Raw genomic sequence first — 21,169 nt, 5'->3', positions numbered from 1 at the left:
GGTCAAGTCGTCCTTCAATGATCTCCTACGGCGATCCAGGAGGGGCCGATGCGCGCTGCACGGGCGTCCGCAGTCGTTCTGATGATGGTGCTCACGACGTTCGCCGCGGCAGGGCCGGCCGTTACGGCCGCCTCAGGGCCCGCCGACCCCGAGCCCGCCTCGCTGGTCACCCTCGCCGTCCCCGACCAGGCGGCGTTCGACCGCCTGGTCGCCTCGGGCGCCGACCTCACCGAACGGGTACGCCCGCAGCCCGACGGCAGCATCCAGGTCGACGCCGTCGTCACTCCCGGCCAGCTCGACGGCCTGAGGTCGCTGGGCGCCACCCTCGCGCCCGGCACCCCGTCCCAGGCGCGGCCGAGAGCCACCGCGGGCAAGGACCAGATCGTCATCGAGCGGGCGGTCTGGTTCGCGTCGCGCGAGGGCTACTTCCTGTCCGTCGAGGCGTCCAGCAGCGCCGGGCAGGCGGCCACGCTCAGCGTGACGTGGAAGGGCACGCGCGGGTCCCAGGGACAGGCGCCCATGGCCGCGTACGTCGACGCGGGCGCGTACCTCGGCCACCAGCTCAGCGCCCCCGTCCCGGCGGACGGCAGACCCCGGTGGGTCACCGTCACCTCGGCCGGAGGCGGCAAGGCCGAGGCGCGGGTCAAGGAATGGCCCGACGGCGAGCGTCCGGACCGCAGGGGCCACGGGTACCAACGCGACTTCGTCACCCAGTACATGACGCCCGCGCAGCTCGACGAGCGGGTCAAGAGCCTGCACCGGCGCTACCCGAGGCTCACCGAGATCATCACGCTGCCGTACCGGACCAACGGCTACCGGCGCCACGCCCAGGCCCTCATCGGCGCCCCGCCCGCGGCGGCCGTGGTCGTCACCTCCGCCGCCTACGGCTCCGAGGGCGGCAACGACCTGTCGGTCGAGCTGACCGACCCCGCAGCACCTGACCGGCCGCTGCGGGTGAGCGTGGACGGCAAGCTCGTCACCGTCAGCCTGGCCACCGACGGCTCCGGCACGCCGGTCAGCACCGCCGCCCAGGTCGCCGCCGCGATCAACGCCACGGAGGGCGCCGGCCTCACCGCCACGACCTACCGCGACGACGCCGGTGGCGGCGTCATGGCGCCCGCGCCGCCCGCCCGGCTCAGCGACTTCCTCCAGGCGCCCGCCGACGTCTCCCGCGCCCCGGCGCGCGTGCTGGCCCTGCGCATCGGCGCGCACCGCGACGGCTCGCGCACCGGCGTGCTGGCCTACGCCCAGGAGCACGCCAGGGAATGGGTGACGCCACTGGTCACCATCGAGGCGGCCGAACGCCTGCTGCGCAACCACGCCCGCGACAAGGCGACCCGCCGGCTGCTGGAGCGCACCGACATCTTCATCGTGCCGACCGTCAACCCCGACGGCGCCAACTACAGCTTCTACGACTTCAACGCCCAGCGTAAGAACATGACCAACCACTGCCCCGCCGCGCAGTCCGACCCGGCCTCGCGCAACACCTGGGGCGTGGACGTCAACCGCAACTACGCCGTCGGATCGCTGCACGACGGCTACTTCGGCGCCTCGGCCAACTGCCAGAGCGGCACGTACGCGGGCCCTGCCGAGCACTCCGAGCCGGAGAGCCGCAACGTGATCTGGCTGGCGCGGACGTACCCCAACATCAGGTTCGCCCTGAACGTGCACAGCTACGGCGGCTACTTCATGTGGCCGCCCGGCGCCTACAAGCTCGACGGCCGCGTCACCCTCCCCAGGCCGTCGGAGCAGGACCTGGCGTACTTCCTGCGCTCGGCCCGTACGATCGAGGAGGCCATCGCCGCCGAACGCGGCACGGTCACCTGGCCGCAGCAGACGGGTCCCGTGACGGACGTGCTGTACTCGGCGGCCGGCAACTCCGCCGACGAGCTCTGGTACGACCACGGCGTCTACGGATGGGACTTCGAGGTCGGCGCCGACCTGTGGAACCCCGAAACGCGCAGGTGGGAGGGCGTGGGCTTCCAGCCGCCGTTCAGCGAGGGGCACGCGGAGGCGATGGAGTTCGCCTCCGGGCTCATCGCGCTCGTCGGGGTGGCCGCCGACTACCGGGAACGCTGAACCTCCGGAGTCCGCGTGGCGGCCCCGCCCCCGTGACGGGGCCGCGCACGCGCCCCACCCCGGCTCTTACGGGGCCGGGGCGTAGCCGGCCGGGCGGGTGGTGAAGGTACCGCGGCCCTGGGTACGGCTGCGCAGCCGGGTCGCGTAGCCGAACACCTCGGCCAGCGGCACGATCGCGGTGATCACGACCGTGCCCGACCGCGTCGTCGAGCCGGAGATCTGCCCGCGCCGGGCCGCGAGGTCGCCCAGCACCCCGCCGGCCGCGTCGTCCGGCACCGTGACCGTCACCTCGGCCACCGGTTCGAGCAGCGCCATCGTGCCGGCCCGCAGCGCCTCGCGCAGCGCCAGCCGGCCGGCCGTGCGGAAGGCGAGCTCCGAGGAGTCCTTCGTGTGGGTGGCACCGTCGGTCAGCGTCACCCGCACGCCCGTCACCGGATGCCCTCCCAGCGGCCCGTCGGCCAGAGCGTCCCGGCAGCCGGCCTCGACCGCGCGCACGTACTCGCGCGGCACCCGCCCGCCCGTGACGGTCGAGGAGAAGGCGAAGTCACCCTCGGCCAGCGGCGCCACGTCGATCACGACGTGGGCGTACTGGCCGGCGCCGCCGTCCTGCTTGACGTGCCGGTACAGCAGGCCGGACACGCCGCGTACGAGGGTCTCCCTGAGCGCGACCTGCGGCCGGCCGACGCCGACGGACAGCCCGTGGTCGCGGCGGACCTTCTCCACCGCCACCTCCAGGTGCAGCTCGCCCATCCCCGACAGCAGCGTCTGCCCGGTCTCGGCGTCGGTACGGACCGTCAGCGACGGGTCCTCCTCGGCCAGCCGCGCCAGCGCCGAGGCCAGCCGGTCGGCGTCGGTGCCCCCGCGGGCCTCGACCGCCACCGACACCACGGGGTCGGCCGCGCCCGGAGGCTCCAGCACCAGGGGCGAGCCCGGCGCGCACAGGGTCGTCCCGGGCCGGGCCGTCTTCGGCCCGACGACGGCGACGATGTCCCCGGCCACCGCACGGTCCACCTCGGTGCGCCGGTCGGCCTGCACGCGCAGGATGCGGCTGATCCGCTCGGTACGGCCCGTGCCGGCGTCCAGCACCGTGTCCCCCTTCCGCATCGTGCCCGCGTACATCCGCAGGTAGGTCAGCCGCCCGGTGGCGGTCGCGTTCACCTTGAACACCAGCGCCACCGGCGGCGCGGCCGGGTCCGCCGGGCGTTCCTCGCCGTCCTGCCCGCGCACCGCCGGGACGTCCAGCGGCGAGGGCAGGTACGCCACCACCGCGTCGAGCAGCGGCTCCACCCCGCGGTCCCGGTACGCCGAGCCGCACAGCACGACCACGCCCGCGCCGGTGCGGGTCAGGTCGCGCAGCGCCGCCTCAAGCGTGCCGTCGGAGATCGACGTGCCCGTGCAGAACTCCTCCAGTGCCTGCGCGTGCAGCTCGGCCACCGACTCCTCCAGCAGCCGGCGCCGCCGCAGCGCCTCCTCGCGCAGCTCCTCCGGCACCTCGCCCACGTCGTACGCGCCGCCGGTCCACACCAGCGACCGCATGCGCACCAGGTCGACGACGCCGGAGAAAGCGTCCTCGCGCCCGATCGGCAGCTGCGTCACCAGCGGCGCGGGATGCAGCCGACGGCGGATCGACTCGACCGCGGCGTCCAGGTCGGCGCCCGCCCGGTCGAGCTTGTTGACGAACACGATCCGCGGCACGCCGTACCGGTCGGCCAGGCGCCACACGGACTCGCTCTGCGGTTCGACGCCCGCGACGCCGTCGAACACCGCGATCGCGCCGTCGAGCACCCGCAGCGAGCGTTCCACCTCGTCGGAGAAGTCGACGTGGCCGGGGGTGTCGATGACGTTGATGCGGTGCCCGTCCCAGTCGCAGCTCACCGCCGCGGCGAAGATCGTGATGCCGCGGTCGCGCTCCTGGGGGTCGAAGTCGGTGACGGTGGTGCCGTCGTGCACCTCGCCGCGCTTGTACGTGGCGCCGGCGAGGAACAACATCCGCTCGGTGACGGTGGTCTTGCCGGCGTCGACGTGGGCGAGGATGCCGAGGTTGCGGACGGTCGTGAGACAGGTGGAAAGATGGGCGCGCACAGCCGATGACCCTTTCGGGGTGTCGTCGAACAGGACAGCGCGATTCCCCGGACGAAGCACGGCGGGAAGCCGGCCCAGGTGAGAACCCCGGCGCGAGCTCAGGCCCGCGGGGGTGGCGAGGTCGCTTCGTCAGGGCGTCCGATGGCGGCCGCGCAGCCGGCATCGGGGCGACGAAGACACCAGGATCACCTCGTGCCGCGACGGAGGGACGACGGCAGCGGTGCTGTGGTGACGCACGGCCGGCTCCTCCCTCATCGATGCGGTACGGCGTTCGCTGGAGGAGTGTAATCACCCGCCTGTGACGGAGGAAACCGGTTTTCCCGGTGCGCCTGCGGTGACCGGCCGCCGGAGGGCCGCCGGGCCCGGATCGCCGCGCCCGGCGTACGAGCGGCCGTGCCCCGGCCCTCGCCCGGCTGGAGAAGGCGTTTGAGGCGAAGTGACGATGGTAGAGGCCCACTAGCAGGGGAAATGGAGATCGCCCCGCTGCCGGTAGCCTTCCGGGGGGAAGGCGTGATAGGCGGTCTCCGCGGTTGTGAGACCGCCGGATCGGGGGAAACCCAATGCGTAAGACGCTCACCGGGCTGGGCCTGGCGTTCTTCTTGACGCTCGTCCCGGCCGCCGCAGCGACGGCCGACACACCGGTCGAGCCCGTCGCGCAGAGCCAGGTCACACCCGCACCACAGCAACAGACGGACGGAGGCGGTAACGCCGGCCTTTGGGGCCTGCTGGGCCTGCTGGGCCTGCTCGGCCTGGCCGGCATGCGTAAACAGCGCCACGTCGGCACCTCGGAACACGTCTCCGACCGCGGGATGCGCCCATAGGCCGTCCCCGCCCGGCGATCGAGCCGGGATGAGATCGCAGCGGCACGGCCGCAGCACCGCGGCCGTGCCGACGCGACCCCTTCACAGCAGGGCGCCCGCCCGGCGCAGGCGGCGCTCGCGCAGGGCGAGCAAGGGTGGCAGGCCGAGCTGCGCGACGATGTAGACGGCGACGGCCAGCGCCTCCCAGAAGCCCGCCGAGCCGATCGCGCCCCCGGCGAACTGGGCCAGGCCCCAGCCGCCCAGCGAGATCACGAGCGGCAGCACCACCGTGACCAGCATCCACGCCATGACGGCGATCCCGGCCACGTACGGCACCACGAACCAGCGGGCGACCCGCCGGTCCCGCTCTCCGGCCTCGGCCAGTTCGGCGCTCTCGGCCTCGGTGAGCCGGAAGAGCCGGCGTTTCGCGGTGAGCCACGTCGTCCGGTAGAGGTTGTGGCAGCGCAGCGCGTTCGCCAGCAGCGCGTACGAGTCGCTGCGCAGCGGCAGGGCGGCCCACTGCCAGCAGATGCCGAAGATCAGGAAGAGCGCCACGGCGGCGAGGAAGCCGTCCAGGCCGGCGGGCGGGCCGAGCAGGCGCAGCCCGAGCGCCACGGCCAGGACCACGCTGTCGATGGCCATCCCGGCCAGGTAGACGCCGTAGCGGCGGTTGCGCGGCACCGTGACGATCTGGGTGAGGTCGGTCTCGAAGACGACGTACATGCCCCGGTAGCTGACACGGAAGACGGCCGGCACGCCGACCGCGCGCCCCGCGAGCCAGTGCCAGGCCTCGTGCAGGGCGCCGAACCCGATGCCGAGCAGCAGCCACGTGAACGCCGACAGCCCCGGACCGGGCAGGAACACGGCGTCCTCCCACGACGGGCGGAGATGGGGCTGCGACACCAGCACGCCGGCCACGAACAGCGCCGCCGCCGCGTAGAACGTCCAGGCGGCGCGGCCGAACAGCCGGGCGGCGGCCTCAGGGCCGACGCCTTCGATCCACCGGATGTGCCCGCGGACCGGCGCCGCCTGCGCGGGCGGGTCGAGCAGCCCGGCGGCGGTGAGCCCTTCGACGAAGTCCGTGCCGTCCACCGGTTCGCCCGCGACCTCGCCGGCCCGCGCGGTGGCCTCGGCCAGCGAGCCCGTCTCCTGCAACGTGGTCACGAACACCGCGCCGGGCTCGGGCACCGCGACGAAGACGCCCAGCTCAGGGCGCCCCAGGATCCAGGCTTCTCCGTCGAAGGAGACCGTCAGCCGGGCGGCCCGTTCGCGCAGCCCCGCATCCACGGACGTGGTCATACTCTCTCTCCAGGATCGGGTACGGCATGGGCAAGGCCGCACCCCGGCGTGCCCGGGATGCGGCCCTGCTCCCCGGCTCAGGAGTCCGGGTGGATGAGCTGCGTCAGACGGGTGTTCTCGACCCGCTTGATCTCGATCTTCATAAGGATCACCTCCCTCCGCATACCGGGCAGTCTGGATTGCGTCGCCACTCGTCCTGACTTGTCGCACACCCGTGCGCGAAGTCGATGCTGAGCGGCCGGCCGGCGTACGCCGGTGGCTCGAATCCGGTCAGGTAACGCAGCACCTCGAAGGCGCCGAACGCCCCCAGCAGGCCGGCGACCGGGCCGATCCCGCGGTTGGGCTGCGGCTTGCTGACGAAGAGCCTGGTGGCGGCGATGGCACCCGCGATCGCCGGGTCGTCGGGGTCGTCGAACTCCGCCGGGTCGGAGGGATCCGCGGGCACGCACGCGCGGCACGCGCTGACGCCCGGGTGCACCGACCAGACGGTCCCCGTGGTGACCGAGATGCCGCCGCGGACGAACGGCACGCCGTTGCGCACGCACGCCTCGTTCACCCAGAGGTCGACGCGGTTCGGCCGGTCGATGCCCGATGCCACGACGTCGGGGCGGGTGCGGGCGACGAGTTCGTACAGTTGCTCGGAACCCTCGACGGGGGCGTCGATCGCCTCCACCTCGACGGCCGGGTCGAACGCCCTGACCCACTCCCTGGCCCGCTCCACCTTGCGGGCGCCGAGGTCGTCCCACCGGTAGAGGTACTGCCGGGCGAAGTTGCGCGCGTCGACCGTGTCGCGGTCGAGCAGCGTCAGCCTGCCCACACCCAGCCCCGCCAGGTGGGGGATCGTGTTGGAGTTGAGCCCGCCGGTCCCGAGCACCAGGACGTGCGACTCGCGCAGGCGCCGCTGCAGGTCCTCGCGGCTGCGGCCGAGCGAGCTGAACGACTCGAAGAAGGCCAGGTTGCTGAAGTACCGCTCCGCGGCCCCGGGGTCCAGGCGGCCGAGCCGGTCGCCGTCCTCCAGCAGGCCGACGTCGTCGAACGCCGTGACGGCGCCCTCCACGTCCGCCACGTCCAGCGACAGCTCGTCCGCGAGCTCGGCGACGGTCCTGCCGCCCTCGCCGAGCAGGCCGAGCAGCTTCTCCACCATGCCGTCGGGGTCGGACAGGATCAGCTGGTCGCGGGGGTCGTACACCAGCCGCAGCTCATCCCCGACCCGCTCCCAGGCGATGTCCTTGAGTTGTGGCCTCATCGGTGCATCAGCCAATCTCTGAGAGGATGTGGCAGGACTGTGGCATGCGGCCGCATGGATCCCGCATGGATCGTGCCTGGAGGGACGTTGGTCTGCTGGAGGAGCCGTGGCGGATACAGCTAGCCCCCGCCGGGTGCCCGGCGTGCGCTTCCTCCTCCTCGGGCCGCTGGAGGCCGTCGTCGACGGCCGGGCCGCCCACCTGACCGGCAGGCAGCGGGCGCTGCTCGCGGCGCTGCTGCTCGACGCGGATCACGTGGTGTCGGTGGAGAGGCTGGCCGACCGCCTCTGGGGCGAGGAGGTCCCGCCGTCCGCCCCGGCCAGGGTGCGCGCCCTGATCACCGAGCTGCGCAGGGCGCTCGGTCCCCACGGCCAGGACGTGATCGTCACCAGGAGCCCGGGCTACCTGGCCCGCGACCCCGCGACGGACGCCGCCGAGCTGACCTCCCTGGTGGCCCGGGGACACCGCGCGGCGCGGGACGGCCGGCACCCGGAGGCGGCCGCCCGCTACGAGGAGGCGCTGGCGTTGTGGCGCGGCGACCCCTACGACGAGCTGTCCGGGCCCGTCGCCGACGCCGAACGGCACCGGCTGGAGGAGCTCAGGCACGAGGCGGCCGAGGCTCGCGCCGCGGCCCTCCTGGAGATGGGCGAAGGACAGGCGGCCATCGCCGGCCTGACGCGGCTGCTGGCCGAGGTGCCGCTGCGCGAGCGGCCCCATGGCCTGCTCATGCGGGCGCTCGCCGGCGAGGGGCGATTACCCGAGGCGCTGGAGGTCTACCGCGGCTTCCGCGCCCGGCTCGTGCACGAGCTCGGCGTGGAGCCGAGCGCTGGGCTGCGGCATCTCCACCAGCGCCTGCTCGCGGGCGCCCCCGCCACGGAACCGCCCACGGAACCGCCTGCGGTACCGTCCGCGCGGGTGGTGCGAGAGGCGCCCGTGCCGCGCCAGTTGCCGCCCCTGCCCGGGGGTTTCGTCGGCCGCGCGGACGAACTGCGCCGCATGGACGCCGGCCGGGTGACGCTGGTGGTCGGCCCGGCGGGCGTCGGGAAGACCGCCCTCGCCGTCCACTGGGCGCACCGGGCGGCCGCCCGCTACCCCGACGGCCAGCTGTTCGTCGACATGCGCGGCTTCGACCAGCGCGAGCCGATGACGTTGCCGGAGGCGCTGCGCCTGCTGCTGCAGGGGCTCGGCCGGTCCGCCAGGGACATCCCCGTCGAACTCGACGCCCAGATCGCCCTCTACCGCTCACTGCTGGCTGGCCGTCGCGTGCTGGTGGTCCTGGACGACGTCGCCGCACCCGAGCACGTACGCGCCCTGCTGCCCGGCGACCCCGGCTGCCGCGCCGTCGTCACCAGCAGGAACCGCCTCGGCGGCCTCGTCGCGCTCGACGGCGTCGAACGGCTCACGCTCGACGTGCTGGACGAGCGGGAGGCCCTGCAGCTGATCGCGTACGGCATCGGCGAGGACCGCCTGCGCGGCGAGCAGGACGCCGCGGCGGAACTCGTGGCCCTGTGCGGCCGGCTGCCGCTGGCGCTGTCCATCGCGACCTCCTGGATCGGCGACCACGGACACCGGATGATCGGCCACTACGTACGCGAGCTGGCGGACCGCGGCCGGTTGGTGCGCCTGCGCGTGGACGGCGACGAGATCGTCGCCGTGCAGGCGGCCCTCGACCTGTCGCACCAGGCGTTGTCCGCGCCCGCGCGGCGCATGTTCCGCCTCCTCGGCGTGGCGGGGGGCGCGAGCATCTCCGCCGACGCCGCCGCCGCCCTGACCGGCACGGACCGCGAGCGCGCCGAGGACCTCCTCGGTGCGGCGGCCCGCATCCACCTGCTCAAGGAGACGGGCCCGCGGCGCTTCGGCGCCCACGACCTCGTCGTGGAGTACGCGGTCCGGCTCAGCATCGCGGAGGACCCGCCGGAGGAACGGGACTCGGCCGCCCGCCGGCTGCTCGACTACTATCTGCGCACCGTCGCCCGAGCCGGCGCGGCGACCGGGTTCGAGCCTCCGCGGCCGCCCGCGGACCTGGCCGTGCCCGGTGTCACGCCGGCGGAGTTCGGGGACGCGGCGCAGGCCGTCGACTGGTTCGACGCCGAATGGGACAACCTCGCCGCCGCCGTCTCCCACGCGGCCGCGCACGGCCCGCGCCCCTACGCCTGGCTCCTGGTCGAGGCCATGACGGACCTGCTGCAGTACCGGCGGACGCACGCGGAGTGGCTGCGCCTGGCGGGCATCGGGCTCGACGCCGCCGAGCGGGAGCGGGACCTCGCCGGGCAGGCCGCGATGCGCAACTCCCTCGGGCTCGTCCGGTGGCTCATGGCCGACCACGAAGGCGCGATGCGGGAGTACGGGCCGGCCCTCGCGCTGGCCCGCAGGGCGGGCCGGGCGGACGCGGAGGCCGCGGCGCTGATGGGCGGCGGCGTGGTACGCAAACAACTGGGGAAGCCCCGCTCGGCCCTGCCGCGCTACCGGCGGGCCGCGGCCCTCTACCGCGCCCTCGGCAACAGGCGCGGCGAGTCACGCGCCCTGAACAACCTGGCCTCCGCCTACCTCATGCTGGCCCGGCTCGACCGCGCCGAGGAGTGCCTGGTGGCCAACCTCCCGCTGGCCGAGGCGGCCGGTGACCGGATGTTGCGCACGCTCACCCTCGTCAACCTCGCCCTCGTCCGCCAGAAGCAGGCCCGGTTCGGCGAGGCGCTCGCCTGCCTGGACGAGGCGCTGTCCGTGGCCCGCGCCGCCGGCCGCTACGCCGAGGCGGTCACGTACGAGACGTACGGCTGGGTGCACCACGACGCCGGCCGGCACGAGCGGGCCGTGGACGCGTTCGCCCAGGGCCTGGCCATCGCCGAGCAGGTCGAGAACAGGCGCTGCCAGATCGCCTCGCTGAGCGGCATGGCCGGGGCAGAGCTGGAGCTCGGCCGGGTGGATTCCGCGCTCGCCCGGCTGGAGTCCGCGCTGCGGCTGGCCGAGCGGACGGGCACGGACCTGGACCAGGTGCTGCTGGGCCTGGCGGAGGCCCACCACCGCGGCGGCCGGCACGCGGACGCGCGCGACGAGGCGGAACGCGCGCTGAAACTGGCGCAGGACGCCAACCCGCTGAACCTGCCCCGGCTGCACGGCCTGCTCGCCGCCGTGCACCTGGCGGACGGCGACACGGCGCAGGCGGTACGCGCGTGCGAGCAGGCGCTGAGGCTCGCCCACCGGTCGGGGCAGCGGCTGGAGCAGGCCCGAGCCCTGCTCACGCTCGGCCACGCCCGGGAACCGCACGCCCTCGAGCAGGCCCGGCGCCACTGGCGCCGTGCTCACGAGCTGTTCACGGCCATCGGAGCGCCCGAGCGTCTGAAGACCGCGGCGCTGCTCGACCGGCGGTGAACAGGTAGTTGCGCCGGGCGGCGCCGACCGCGTCCGTACGGGACCAGCGCCGTCCGCGCCGGACATGCATGCGGTAGCCCCGCTCGGCCAGCCACTCCGCGACGTCGGCCGGCGTTCTGCCGTACTTGCCGAGATGGCGGTCCTCGATCTCCATCAGCAGAGTGGGCCGGTGCCGCTCGATCGTCCGCTCGGCCCCCTTCAGCACCTCCGGCTCGAACCCCTCCACGTCCATCTTGATGAAGTCGACCCGCGAGATCGCCCTCAGCTCGCACACGAGGTCCACGGTGTACACCGGCACCTCCAGCGTCCTGGTGGCGGTGAACCGCCCGGGATGCTTCAGCCCTTCCTGCAGGTGGGCCCAGCCGTGGATCGGCAGGCCGAAACGGTAGGGCAGGTTCAGCCGCTGCCAGCCGCTGGACGAGCCGAGCGCGGCGTTGGTGACCTGCACGTTGTGCGCGCCGAGCACGCGCCGCCCCGTCTCCAGGATCCGCGTACGGCACCGGCAGCGGTTCGAAACTGTGCACCCGCCCGGCCCGGCCCGCCAGCCTGGCCAGCGGATAGGTGTACATCCCGTAGGCGGCTCCGATGTCGAAGCAGACCGCGCCCGGCCGGACCAGCCCGGCCAGCCTCAGCAGTTCGGGTTCGCTCAGTGACACCGCCGCCGCGGCCCGCAGCGCCCCGGCCGCGGTCGTCAATCGGATCATGGCGGCGACGGTAGGCGGTGGGCGGGCCGCCTCGGATCCCCCTCAGGGGCGCAGTCCCGGGGCTCGCCGTGCCCCTGGAGGGTGAGAGCCCGCCGTGACCAGCCCGCTCTCGTAGGCGAGGACCACGGCCTGAGCGCGGTCGCGCAGGCCCAGCTTCGCGAAGATCCGTCCCACGTGCGACTTCACGGTCTCCTCCGCGATCGTCAGCCGCTCGGCGATCTCGGCGTTGGCCAGCCCGGACGCCAGCAGCCTGAGCACGTCCAGCTCCCGGCCGGTCAGCGCGTTCAGTCGCAGCGCATCCCGCTCGTCGGCGGGCCGCCGGGCCGCGAACTCCTCGATGAGGCGGCGGGTGACCGACGGCGCGAGCAGGGCGTCGCCGCGCGCGACGACGCGTACGGCGGTGATGAGATCGTCCGGTGGCGCGTCCTTGAGCAGGTAGCCGCTGGCCCCGCTGCGCAGGGCGGCGTAGACGTAGTCGTCGATGTCGAACGTGGTCAGGATCAGCACCTTGGTGCCGTGCCGCGTCGAGGCGATGCGGCGGGTGGCCTCCAGGCCGTCGAGGTTGGGCATGCGCACGTCCATGAGGACGACGTCGGGCCGCAGGTCGCGGGCCGCCGTCACCGCCTCCAGGCCGTCCGCGGCCTCGCCCACCACCTGCACGTCGGGTTGCGCGCCGAGCAGGGCGGCGAACCCCGCCCTGATCATCGCCTGGTCGTCGGCGACCAGCACCGTGATCATCGCCTGTCTCCTCCCGGCAGCCGCGCGCGCACGGCGAAGCCGCCCTCGTCCGTCGTGGCCGTCGTGAGCTCGCCGCGCAGGGCCGCGACGCGCTCCCGCATGCCGATCAACCCGTGGCCCTGCCCCCTCCTCTCGGCCGGGGGCAGGGCGGAAGGCTCGTTCTCCACCTTCACCACCAGGTCTCCGTCCTCGGCGCGGACGGAGACAGTGGTGTGCGCTCCCGGCGCGTGCCGCACGACATTGCTCAAGGCCTCCTGGACGATCCGGTGGACGGTGACGGACAGGACCGGGGCCGGGGCCGGGGTGGCGATCGTGAGCTGGACGGGCACGCCGGCCCGGCGTACGGACTGCACCAGCCTGTCGAGGTCGTTCAGGTCGGGCTGCGGCGTGGTCTGCGGCGTGTCGTCCGTGCCGCGCAGCGCGCCCAGCAGGTGCCGCATGTCCCGTAGGGCCTCGCGGGCGGCCGTGTTGATGGACGCGAACTCCCGCGCCACCTCCTCGCTCACCTCGCCCTCGACCCGGTACGGAGCGCTGACCGCCTGCACGGCGATGACCGACATGTGATGGGCCACCACGTCATGCAGCTCTCTGGCGATGCGCGCCCGCTCCTCGAGAACCTGTCTCCGCCCGTGCTCCTCGGCGACCCGCAGGGTGGCCAGCCGGCGGGCGCGCCTGGCGTGGCCCAGCACGGCGGCGACCAGGAGGGCCAGGGCCCAGGTGAGCAGCCCTGTGGCCAGCCTGTCCGGCTCGATGTCCTGCAGAGTCGCGACCGCGCCCACGGTCGCGATCGTGACGACGAACGCGGCCACCGTCACGCCCCTGGCCGACGTGAGCGCCAGCACGTAGATGACGGGAAGCTGGCCCAGGGCCTGGTTGAGCAACCATGGTTGCGGCGCCTGAGCGCTGTCCGGCGCCACGCCCAGGCCGGTGAGGAGGAGCTGCGCCGCGATCATGACCGTCCACGCGGCCAGGGGCCGGTGCCGCGCCAGGAGCACGGGCCCGGCAAGCAGCGCGGCGGCCGGTAGGGCGAGCGCGCCGAAGCCGAAGCTCACGGCGAACATCAGCGTGTTGTGGATCAGCAGCGCCGCGGCCAGGACGATGAACGGCCCACGCCGCACCAGAGGCCGGTTCGAACCCGGCGATGAAGGCACGCGGGCGCGGTACGCCTCCCGAAGCACCCCCATACGTCCCAGTTTATGGGGGACGTCGTCCACCGGCGTGGCGATCCGCTGAGGGCTTGACCGCGCGTACCCCGAGCCGGATTCTCAGTTAGGTAAGGCTAATCTAATATGGCGCCCATCAGGGCGTAGATTGCCGCGAAGAGGAGCATCCATGGCCATTGTCCCGCGACGCATCCTGGCCGCCATCGGCGCCGCCGCACTGCTCGGCGTCAGCGCCTGCGGCGGCACGGCCCCGCCGTCCGCCGCCGAGCCGCCGGAGTCCGGTCAGGGGGCATGGACCTGGACCGACGACCGCGGCAAGCGGGTCTCGCTCCCGGAGCGCCCTCAGCGTGTCGTCGCCCAGTCGGGCGCGGCGGCGGCCCTGTGGGACTTCGGCGTGCGGCCCGTCGCGGTGTTCGGCCCGCACCGGCTGAAGGGCGGCGGCCGCGACCCCGAGGTGGGCGAGGTCGACATCTCCACGGTCGAGTCGATCGGCAACGTGTGGGGCGAGTTCAACGTCGAGAAGTACGCCTCGCTCCAGCCCGACCTCCTGGTGGCCGGCATGTACCAGAAGGACACCCTCTGGTACGTCCCCGAGGAGTCGGTCAAGACGGTCGACCAGATCGCCCCCACGGTCGGCGTGCAGCTCAGCGGCAAACCCCTGGTGGAGATCATCGAGACGTACGGCAGGCTGGCCGCCGCCCTCGGCGCGGACCCGGACGCCGCCCCCGTGGCCGAGGCCAAGAAGCGCTTCGACGCGGCCGGCGAAGCGCTGAGAACGCTCGCCGCCGCCAGGCCGGACCTGAAGGTGATGATCGTCACCGGTACCCCGGACAACCTGTACGTCGCCTACGTGCCCGACCACCCCGACCTCACGTACTGGGACGAGCTGGGCCTGAACATCGTCTCGCCGGACCGGCCCACGGAGAGCGAGGGCGGCTTCTGGGAGGTGCTGAGCTGGGAGAACGCCGACAAGTACGACGCCGACGTGATCCTGGTGGACGCCCGCGCCCAATCGATGAAGATCGACGAGATGGCGGAGAAGCCCACCTGGGCCAAGCTGCCCGCGGTCAAGGCCGGCCAGCTCTACCCGTGGCACGCGGCGGAACGCTACAGCCACCTCGGCTACGCCAAGGTCATGGAGGAGCTGAAGACCAACCTCGACAAGTCGCGCGACGACGTCGTCAGGTGACGGGCACGATCTCGGCCCTGGTGAGCGTACCGTCCTCGATGGTGAGCAGGCCGAGCGTGCCGTGCGGCTGGCGGCGGCGGTCGGTGGGGGAGCCCGGGTTGAAGATGCGCAGGTCGCCGTCCGACTCGTCGAGCGGGATGTGCGAGTGACCGAACACGACCAGGTCCGCGCGCGGGAAGCGGCGACGCATGCGGGGCAGGCGGCCCTTGGCCGGGCCGCCGTCGTGGATCATGCCGATGCGCAGGCCGTCCAGGGTCAGCTCCAGGGTCGCCGGCGCGTCGAGGTCGGGGCCGTCGTTGTTGCCCTTGACGACGTGCACGGGGGCGTAGGCGGCCAGTTCGTCGATGACCGAGGGGACGCAGACGTCCCCCGCGTGCAGGATCACGTCCGCGCCGCGTACGTGCTCGGCGACGCGGGGCGGGCAGGAGCGCCAGCGCCTGGGCGCGTGCGTGTCGGACAGCGCGACGACTCTCATGCCCGCCTTCCTGCCCCGGTCACGGTGGCCGTCACGTCCCGTTCGCGTACAGCTCGTCCAGCCACCCCGGCCGGCGCTCGCCCTCGCGCTCATCCTCGAAGAGCAGGTGCGCGGCGATCATGGAGCCGTGGAAGCCCTGGAGGAAGCGGTAGATCGCGTGATCGGCCCGGATGCCGAGGGTCTGGGAGTTGCGGAAGTACACCACTCCTTCGACCGGCCCGGGGCCGAACCGTACGCGGTCGCCGGGCGACGGAAGGCCGCCGAGCGCGGCGTACAGGAGCTCCCAGGCGCGCGGCCAGTCGCCGACGGGCGGCCCGAACTCCGTGACCGGCGTCGCCGCCCGCCCCGCGAAGTGACCGAGATATTCGACCAGCGTCGCGAAATACATCTCCATGCCCCTGGACATGGCCTCGAACTCGTCCTGCCAGTCGTCGCCGGGCAGGAACCCGCTGGTCACCAGGCGGAGGTGCGTGCTGCCCCGGTCGCGCCCCTCGATGAGGAACTCGTAGGCGACGAAGCGCCCGTCCTCGCCAGGGGTGCTGCCGTGGGCGAAGCGCTTGCCGGGCTCGGCGGCCGTCACCGTGGACTCCGGCAGCGCGAAGCCGCCGAAAGTCGTGTGGACCGCCCCGCCGGTCACCTCGGTGCGGCCCATGAACCACGAATCGATGCCCGGCCCCGTCGAGATGGCCTCCCACACCGCGCCGGGGTCCGCCTCGACCAGCGCCTCCTGGGGCAGCTCGAACTCGTGCCCCATGTCACCGCTCCTTCACGGCGGGGTGCACGGCCACGATCAGCCGGTGATCACGCCCGCCCGCCGCGGACTCGTCATGATATTTGCTGACCAGCGACGTCACGCACTGCGTCAGCTCCTCCGCGAACGCCGCCCGGTCGGCCGCCGACGCGAACCGCACCTGCCCGTCGATGGCGAACGTCGCCACCCGCTTGCGCGCCTGGGCCGCCCCGTTGATCAGCGCGCCGACATCGCGTACGAGCCGGGCCGCCACCGCCAGCAACCACCGCGCGGAGAGCCGGTCGGGCGACCGGCCGGGGTCGGGCTGCATGGAGGCCAGCGCGGTCGGCGAGATCACGAAGGACGCCGCGGTGGCCTGCATCACCCGCTCGGTGACGTTGCCCTTCCTGCGCTCCTCGACCAGCTCCACCAGGCCGTGTTTCTCCAGCGTGCGCAGGTGGTAGTTGACCTTCTGCCTGGCCAGACCCACCCTGGCGGCCAGCGACGTGGCAGAGCCGGGCTCCACCAGCTCGGCCAGCAGCTTCGAGCGCATGGGGTCGAGGGACGCCTCGGCCGCCGCGGGGTCTTCGATCACCGCCACTTCGTCCATGCGTGAACCATGTCACCGACAAAAAAATCTGTCAACCGGCGGGCGGCTAGGATCGGCCCGTGCAACCACCCGATCTCCACCCGGTGGCCGCCCGGCTGGCCGGGGTGCCCGGGGTCGTGGCCGTCGTCCTGGGCGGCAGCCGCGCACGCGGCACCCACCGTCCCGACTCAGACATCGACCTCGGCCTCTACTATCGCGGTCCGCTCGCCGTGGACGACCTGCTGGAGCTCGCCACGGAGCTGACCGGCGCGCCCGCCGAGGTGACCGAGCCGGGCGGCTGGGGCCCGTGGGTGGACGGCGGCGGCTGGCTCACCATGGACGGGTGGCGGGTCGACTGGATCTACCGTGACCTCGACCGCGTGCACCGCGTCTGGCGAGACTGCCGCGCGGGCCGTTACGAGATCGGCTTCCAGGTCGGCCACCCCCTGGGCTTCTACTCCCACGCGTACGCGGGCGAGGTCGCCCTGTGCCGGATCCTCGCCGACGCGGGCGGCGAGCTCAGCGCGCTGCGCGACGAGGTCACCGCCGCCTACCCGCCGGCGTTGCGCGATGCCCTGGTCGGAGGGCTGTGGGAGTGCGACTTCGCCATGACGGCCGCTCGGTACGGCGCGGCGGGCCGCGACCCGGCGTACACCGGGGCGGCCCTGTTCCGCGCGCTCGGCGTCGCCTGCCACGCGCTGCACGCCCACGACGGCGCCTGGCTCATCAACGAGAAGGCCATGATCGCGTCGGCGGACCGGCTGCCGTCCGCGCCCGGCGGCTTCGGAGAGCGGGCCCAGGCGTTGCTCGCGTCGGTGGGACACACGCCGGAGCGGATCGAGTGCACCATCGACGCGGCGGGGCGGCTGTTCGCGGACGTACGGGCCGCCTGCGGCGCCTGACCCACGTCACGTGCTCGACCCCCGGCGGGCGGGACGGATAACGTCGGGGTCCGCGATCAAGGGAGAACACACGTGGTCCGCAAAGCCGTGATTCCGGTGGCCGGCCTGGGCAGCCGTCTGCTGCCGCTGACCCGGGCGCTTCCCAAGGAGATGCTGCCGATCGGCGACAAACCGGTCATCGAGCACACCATCCGGGAGCTCGTGGACTCGGGCATCGACGACATCATCATCGTCACGTCGGGCCGCAAGAGTCTCATCCAGCAGCACTTCGCCCCCGACGCCGATCTCGAGCTGCAACTTCGTGCCGCCGGCAAAGACGATCTGGCCGACGAGGTCCGCGAGGTGTCCTCCCTGGCCCACATCACGTACCTCTACCAGAACGGCCCCTACGGCAACGGCACCCCCATCCTGAATGCCGCCAGGGTCATCGGGGAGGAGCCGTTCATGGTGTTGTGGGCCGACGACGTCTTCGTTTCGGAGGTGCCGAGGGCGCGGCAGCTCAAGGCCGCGTACGAGGCCACGCGCGCCCCGGTCCTGGCGCTGATGCCGATGGAGCTCGAGGACGCCTCCCGCTACGGCGTCCCCGTCGTCAAGGAGGATCTCGGAGGGGGCCGGCTGCTGATCTCGGGGCTCGTGGAGAAGCCGGCCCCCGACGAGGCTCCCTCCCGCTATGCCGCCATCGGCGGATACGTCGTCACGCCCGGCGTCATCGGCGAACTGGAGGCCAGGACACGCGCGTGGCACCGGCACCCCGAGGGCGAGATCTACCTCACCGACGCCCTGCACGACCACGCACGGACGCACTCCGTGTACGGCCAGGTCATCGACGGCACCTGGTGGGACACGGGATCGCCGCTCAACTACCTCAGGGCCCAGTTCGCCGCGGCTCTCGCGCATCCGGTCCACGGTCCCGAGCTCCGGAAGCTCGCACAGGACACCGGCGCGCCGTAGCACCATAATGGGGCGGTTATGCGCTCTGATGCCCTCGCCCCCGACGCCCTGATCGACGAGGTGGAACCGTTGTCCCACGGGCAGCGGTGCCGTCGGCTGGCCGCGTACGCCCGGGACCGGCAGTTCGACCTGCCGGCCGTCGTGGCGGACCTGCGCCGGTGGCACCGTACGACCCGCGACCCGGTCGTCCTGGAGGTGAGCGCCGACCTCCCCGCCGGCCCCGCGGCCGAACTGCTGGCCGCCACGGTCGACTGGGACGACCCCGCCGACGTCCTGGCACGCCTGGCGGGGACACCCGCCGGGGGAGTGCTGGCCGTGGTCGAGACGGGCGAGGCCCTCGCCGTGTCGGCCGGAGACGTTCCCGCCGAACGGGTGCTGCCGCACGCGCGCCGGCTGGCGGGGGAGGGGGAGACCGGCGCGTTGCTGGCGACGGCGCTGCGTGATCAACCCGTGTGATCAGCCCGTGTGATCAGCCCGTGTGATCAGCCCATGTGATCAGCCCATGTGATCAGCGCCGCGTGGTTCGCGCTGTTGCGCGGGCCACAGGTGAGCACGATTTCGGGCGCTGGGCCGGCGGGTGACTTTCCCGTACCGCTAGTGGACGGCGAGGGGCGCGGGGTCTGGCACCGGCGGCGTTCCGGCAGGAGAATCGACCTCACGGTGGAGCCGCAGAGTTCGGCGAGCAGGTGGAGCGGTCGGGCGCGTGACGGAGGGCCGGCACGGGCCGGAAATAATTATTTCCCTACCAAGATGGGGTGGTGAGCATGGACAGGACCCGCCCGCCGAGCGCCCGCGCCGATTCCCCGGTCACCGCCGCCATCCACGCGGCGCGGTGGATCAGGTCCGCCGCGGCCGACGACGAGCACGGCAGGCGCTGGCTGGCCAACCCCGACCTGCGCGGCGGCTCGGCGGTCACCGCCGAGCCCTGGTCCCTCTACTCGGGCGGGGCGGGCATCGTGCTGTTCTTCCTCGAACTGGCCGCCGCCACGGGCCACGAGGCCTACCTGGAGGACGCCAGGACCGGCGCCCGCCGGCTCGCGGCCACCTGGCGCGAGCGCGAGGACGTCACGCTCTACCACGGGCTCACCGGCACGATGGTGGCGCTCATGGAGGCCGGGTGGGCGCTCGGCGACGACCGCTTCGAGTCGGAGGCCCGGGCGATCGCCCAGCGCATCGTCCAGGCGGGGAGGGCCTGCGGCGACGGCGCAGGCTGGTCGCTCGACCCGGCCCAGCGCGGCGACGGCGGGGTCGTGCTCGGCCTGCTGGCGGCCGCCGCCCGCTTCGGCCTCCCGTCCTGCGAGGAGGCGGCGGTGCAGGCGGGCCTGCGCATCGCCCGGCTGCCGGTGCCGGGGCACCGCTTCGGCGACGGCCCCGGCCTGCCGCCCGACGCCGTCACACCCGGCTTCCTGGCGGGCACGGCCGGCACCGCGTTCCTGCTGGCCCGCCTGTACGGCGTGACGGGCGACGACCGTTTCCTGACGGCCGCGCGCAGCGGCGCCGGCTTCGTCCGCGAGGTCAGCCTCGTGACCGGCACGTGCGCGGTCGTCCCCCACCACGTTCCGCAGGCGCGCGGGCTGCACTACCTCGGCTTCTGCTCGGGCTCGGCGGGCGTGGCCCGGATGTTCTACGAGCTGTACCGGGTGGCGGGCGACCCGGGCGACCTCGACTGGGTGGAGCGGCTCGCACGCGGCATCGTGAAGAGCGGCGTGCCGCGCCGCCGTACCGAGGGCTACTGGAACGTGGCCTGCCAGTGTTGCGGCACGGCCGGCCTGATCGAGCTGTTCACGGGGTTATGGGCGGCGACGGGCAACGCCTTCCACCTGGAGTACGCGAGGACGCTCGCCGCCGACCTGATCGGCCGGGCCACCGACCACGACGGGCGGGGCTACCGGTGGTACCAGGCCTACCGGCGGCTGCGGCCCCAAGAGGTGACGGCCGACACCGGCTACATGGTGGGCGCGGCCGGCATCGGCGCCGCGCTGCTGCACCTCGACGCCGCCGGGCAGCCTGGCCGGGCGCGGCGGGTGATCCTGCTGCCCGACAATCCGTTCCCCGCCATCCCGGTGCCGCCGGCGGCGCTGCGCGGCGGGTGACGTCCGCTACCTGAGCCGGGCGGCGCGGCTGAGCCTCGGCACGCTCTCGATCAGCCGCCGCGTGTACGGATGGGCGGGCGAGCCCAGCACCCGCTCGGTCGGGCCGCTCTCCACCACCCGCCCGCTCTCGATGACCGCGGCCTGCGGGCACAGCGCGGCCACCACGCTCAGGTCGTGCGAGACGACCACGAGCGTCAGCCCTCTGCTCCTGCCCAGCTCGGCCAGCAGCTCCACCACCCGGACCCGGGTCGACACGTCGAGCGCGCTGACGGGCTCGTCGGCGAGCAGCACGCGGGGGCCGCACACGACGGCCCTCGCGATCGCGATGCGCTGGCGCTGCCCGCCCGAGAACTCGTGCGGGTAGCGGCGCGCCGCGTCGGCGGGCAGGCCCACCGACTCCAGCGCCTCGGCCGCGCGCTCGTCCGCCTCGGCCCGTCTGGCCGCCCGCGACCCCGCCGCCAGCAGGTCCAGCGACCGCAGCGGCTCGGAGACGATCCGGCCCACCCGCTGGCGCGGATCCAGCGAGGAGTAGGGGTCCTGGAACACCGGCTGCACAGCACGCCGGAACGCGCGGTCGCGCGGCGCCGGCTCCGCGCCGTCGAAGAGGATCTGCCCGGTGGTCGGCCTGGCCAGGCCGAGCAGCAGCCGCAGCAGCGTCGTCTTGCCCGCGCCGGACTCGCCGACCAGCGCCACGTTGCGTCCCGCCGTCACGGAGACGGACACGTCCTCCAGCACCGGCCGCCCGCCCCGGTAGGCGAAGCC

The 21,169-nt window shown here is 73.6% G+C and carries 18 protein-coding genes; 8 read left to right on the top strand and 10 right to left on the bottom strand.

What is annotated here, in order from left to right:
• Positions 1–48: 48 nt before the first annotated feature.
• Positions 49–2,079, top strand: a complete 2,031-nt coding sequence (locus tag E1295_RS32955; protein ID WP_132636558.1) for a M14 family metallopeptidase — start codon at positions 49–51, stop codon at positions 2,077–2,079.
• Positions 2,080–2,145: 66 nt separating this feature from the next.
• Here the strand turns inward: E1295_RS32955 and fusA are convergent, their stop codons facing one another.
• A complete protein-coding gene (fusA, locus tag E1295_RS32950) occupies positions 2,146–4,161 on the bottom strand; it encodes an elongation factor G (RefSeq protein WP_132636556.1) in 2,016 nt (671 codons plus the stop codon).
• Positions 4,162–4,721: 560 nt separating this feature from the next.
• Between fusA and E1295_RS32945 the strand changes: the two genes are divergently transcribed.
• Positions 4,722–4,982 carry a WGxxGxxG family protein gene (locus E1295_RS32945; protein WP_132636554.1) on the top strand — a complete coding sequence of 87 codons (261 nt, stop codon included), beginning with the start codon at positions 4,722–4,724 and terminating at the stop codon, positions 4,980–4,982.
• Positions 4,983–5,063: 81 nt separating this feature from the next.
• On the opposite strand, the gene E1295_RS32940 is transcribed toward E1295_RS32945, so the two are convergent.
• Positions 5,064–6,260, bottom strand: a complete 1,197-nt coding sequence (locus tag E1295_RS32940; RefSeq protein WP_132636552.1) for a hypothetical protein — start codon at positions 6,258–6,260, stop codon at positions 5,064–5,066.
• Between the two features lie 148 nt (positions 6,261–6,408).
• Positions 6,409–7,506: a HesA/MoeB/ThiF family protein gene (locus tag E1295_RS32935; protein ID WP_132636550.1), complete on the bottom strand. Its 1,098-nt coding sequence runs from the start codon at positions 7,504–7,506 to the stop codon at positions 6,409–6,411.
• A 106-nt stretch (positions 7,507–7,612) separates the two neighbouring features.
• Here E1295_RS32935 and E1295_RS32930 point away from each other — a divergent pair, with 106 nt between their 5' ends.
• A complete protein-coding gene (locus tag E1295_RS32930; protein ID WP_166427515.1) occupies positions 7,613–10,873 on the top strand; it encodes an AfsR/SARP family transcriptional regulator in 3,261 nt (1,086 codons plus the stop codon).
• Here the strand turns inward: E1295_RS32930 and E1295_RS32925 are convergent.
• From E1295_RS32925 to E1295_RS32915, 3 genes are all read right to left on the bottom strand, one after another.
• Positions 10,815–11,339, bottom strand: coding sequence for an FkbM family methyltransferase (locus E1295_RS32925; protein WP_166427514.1), 525 nt, complete (start codon positions 11,337–11,339; stop codon positions 10,815–10,817). The two genes, E1295_RS32930 and E1295_RS32925, sit on opposite strands and share 59 nt — an antisense overlap.
• Positions 11,340–11,619: 280 nt before the next feature.
• Complete coding sequence (locus E1295_RS32920) at positions 11,620–12,315, bottom strand: response regulator (RefSeq protein WP_132636544.1); 696 nt, start codon at positions 12,313–12,315, stop codon at positions 11,620–11,622.
• Positions 12,312–13,499, bottom strand: a complete 1,188-nt coding sequence (locus E1295_RS32915) for a sensor histidine kinase (RefSeq protein ID WP_132636542.1) — start codon at positions 13,497–13,499, stop codon at positions 12,312–12,314. Before E1295_RS32915 ends, E1295_RS32920 begins: the two co-directional genes overlap by 4 nt.
• A 148-nt stretch (positions 13,500–13,647) precedes the next feature.
• Between E1295_RS32915 and E1295_RS32910 the strand changes: the two genes are divergently transcribed.
• Entirely contained in the window at positions 13,648–14,667 is a 1,020-nt protein-coding gene (locus E1295_RS32910) for an ABC transporter substrate-binding protein (RefSeq protein WP_132636540.1), read from the top strand.
• On the opposite strand, the gene E1295_RS32905 is transcribed toward E1295_RS32910, so the two are convergent.
• The 3 genes from E1295_RS32905 to E1295_RS32895 are packed head-to-tail and all read right to left on the bottom strand — an operon-like array spanning position 14,660 to position 16,482.
• Positions 14,660–15,142 carry a metallophosphoesterase family protein gene (locus tag E1295_RS32905; protein ID WP_132636538.1) on the bottom strand — a complete coding sequence of 161 codons (483 nt, stop codon included), beginning with the start codon at positions 15,140–15,142 and terminating at the stop codon, positions 14,660–14,662. The two genes, E1295_RS32910 and E1295_RS32905, sit on opposite strands and share 8 nt — an antisense overlap.
• A gap of 31 nt (positions 15,143–15,173) precedes the next feature.
• Complete coding sequence (locus E1295_RS32900) at positions 15,174–15,896, bottom strand: SRPBCC family protein (protein WP_132636536.1); 723 nt, start codon at positions 15,894–15,896, stop codon at positions 15,174–15,176.
• Position 15,897: 1 nt separating this feature from the next.
• The gene (locus E1295_RS32895; protein ID WP_181958080.1) at positions 15,898–16,482 is read right to left on the bottom strand and encodes an ArsR/SmtB family transcription factor; all 585 of its coding nucleotides are present in this window, start codon (positions 16,480–16,482) and stop codon (positions 15,898–15,900) included.
• Between the two features lie 59 nt (positions 16,483–16,541).
• Here E1295_RS32895 and E1295_RS32890 point away from each other — a divergent pair, with 59 nt between their 5' ends.
• From E1295_RS32890 to E1295_RS32870, 4 genes are all read left to right on the top strand, one after another.
• The gene (locus E1295_RS32890; RefSeq protein ID WP_220449012.1) at positions 16,542–17,363 is read left to right on the top strand and encodes a nucleotidyltransferase domain-containing protein; all 822 of its coding nucleotides are present in this window, start codon (positions 16,542–16,544) and stop codon (positions 17,361–17,363) included.
• A 72-nt stretch (positions 17,364–17,435) separates the two neighbouring features.
• Positions 17,436–18,314, top strand: coding sequence for a UTP--glucose-1-phosphate uridylyltransferase (locus E1295_RS32885; RefSeq protein ID WP_132636534.1), 879 nt, complete (start codon positions 17,436–17,438; stop codon positions 18,312–18,314).
• Positions 18,315–18,332: 18 nt separating this feature from the next.
• Positions 18,333–18,770 (top strand): hypothetical protein, encoded by a 438-nt coding sequence (locus tag E1295_RS32880; RefSeq protein WP_132636532.1) that lies wholly within the window; start codon positions 18,333–18,335, stop codon positions 18,768–18,770.
• Positions 18,771–19,078: 308 nt separating this feature from the next.
• Positions 19,079–20,407: a lanthionine synthetase LanC family protein gene (locus E1295_RS32870; protein WP_246080621.1), complete on the top strand. Its 1,329-nt coding sequence runs from the start codon at positions 19,079–19,081 to the stop codon at positions 20,405–20,407.
• 6 nt (positions 20,408–20,413) lie between these two features.
• Here E1295_RS32870 and E1295_RS32865 read toward each other — a convergent pair.
• Positions 20,414–21,169, bottom strand: a 756-nt coding sequence (locus tag E1295_RS32865; RefSeq protein ID WP_132636526.1) for an ABC transporter ATP-binding protein, incomplete at its 5' end; no start/stop codon positions are given.

Source organism: Nonomuraea mesophila (assembly GCF_004352805.1).
Taxonomy (GTDB): Bacteria; Actinomycetota; Actinomycetes; order Streptosporangiales; family Streptosporangiaceae; genus Nonomuraea; species Nonomuraea longispora.
Note: the sequence above shows the minus strand (reverse complement) of the source record. Positions and strands in the feature narration are given on the sequence as shown.

Coding starts and splice junctions, on each gene's coding strand:
- E1295_RS32945 (WP_132636554.1), top strand. CDS start 4,722: ATGCGTAAGACGCTCACCGGGCTGGGCCTGGCGTTCTTCTTGACGCTC.
- E1295_RS32910 (WP_132636540.1), top strand. CDS start 13,648: ATGGCCATTGTCCCGCGACGCATCCTGGCCGCCATCGGCGCCGCCGCA.
- E1295_RS32895 (WP_181958080.1), bottom strand. CDS start 16,482: ATGGACGAAGTGGCGGTGATCGAAGACCCCGCGGCGGCCGAGGCGTCC.
- E1295_RS32920 (WP_132636544.1), bottom strand. CDS start 12,315: ATGATCACGGTGCTGGTCGCCGACGACCAGGCGATGATCAGGGCGGGG.
- E1295_RS32870 (WP_246080621.1), top strand. CDS start 19,079: ATGGACAGGACCCGCCCGCCGAGCGCCCGCGCCGATTCCCCGGTCACC.
- E1295_RS32905 (WP_132636538.1), bottom strand. CDS start 15,142: ATGAGAGTCGTCGCGCTGTCCGACACGCACGCGCCCAGGCGCTGGCGC.
- E1295_RS32880 (WP_132636532.1), top strand. CDS start 18,333: ATGCGCTCTGATGCCCTCGCCCCCGACGCCCTGATCGACGAGGTGGAA.
- E1295_RS32940 (WP_132636552.1), bottom strand. CDS start 6,260: ATGACCACGTCCGTGGATGCGGGGCTGCGCGAACGGGCCGCCCGGCTG.
- E1295_RS32915 (WP_132636542.1), bottom strand. CDS start 13,499: ATGGGGGTGCTTCGGGAGGCGTACCGCGCCCGCGTGCCTTCATCGCCG.
- E1295_RS32900 (WP_132636536.1), bottom strand. CDS start 15,896: ATGGGGCACGAGTTCGAGCTGCCCCAGGAGGCGCTGGTCGAGGCGGAC.
- E1295_RS32955 (WP_132636558.1), top strand. CDS start 49: ATGCGCGCTGCACGGGCGTCCGCAGTCGTTCTGATGATGGTGCTCACG.
- E1295_RS32935 (WP_132636550.1), bottom strand. CDS start 7,506: ATGAGGCCACAACTCAAGGACATCGCCTGGGAGCGGGTCGGGGATGAG.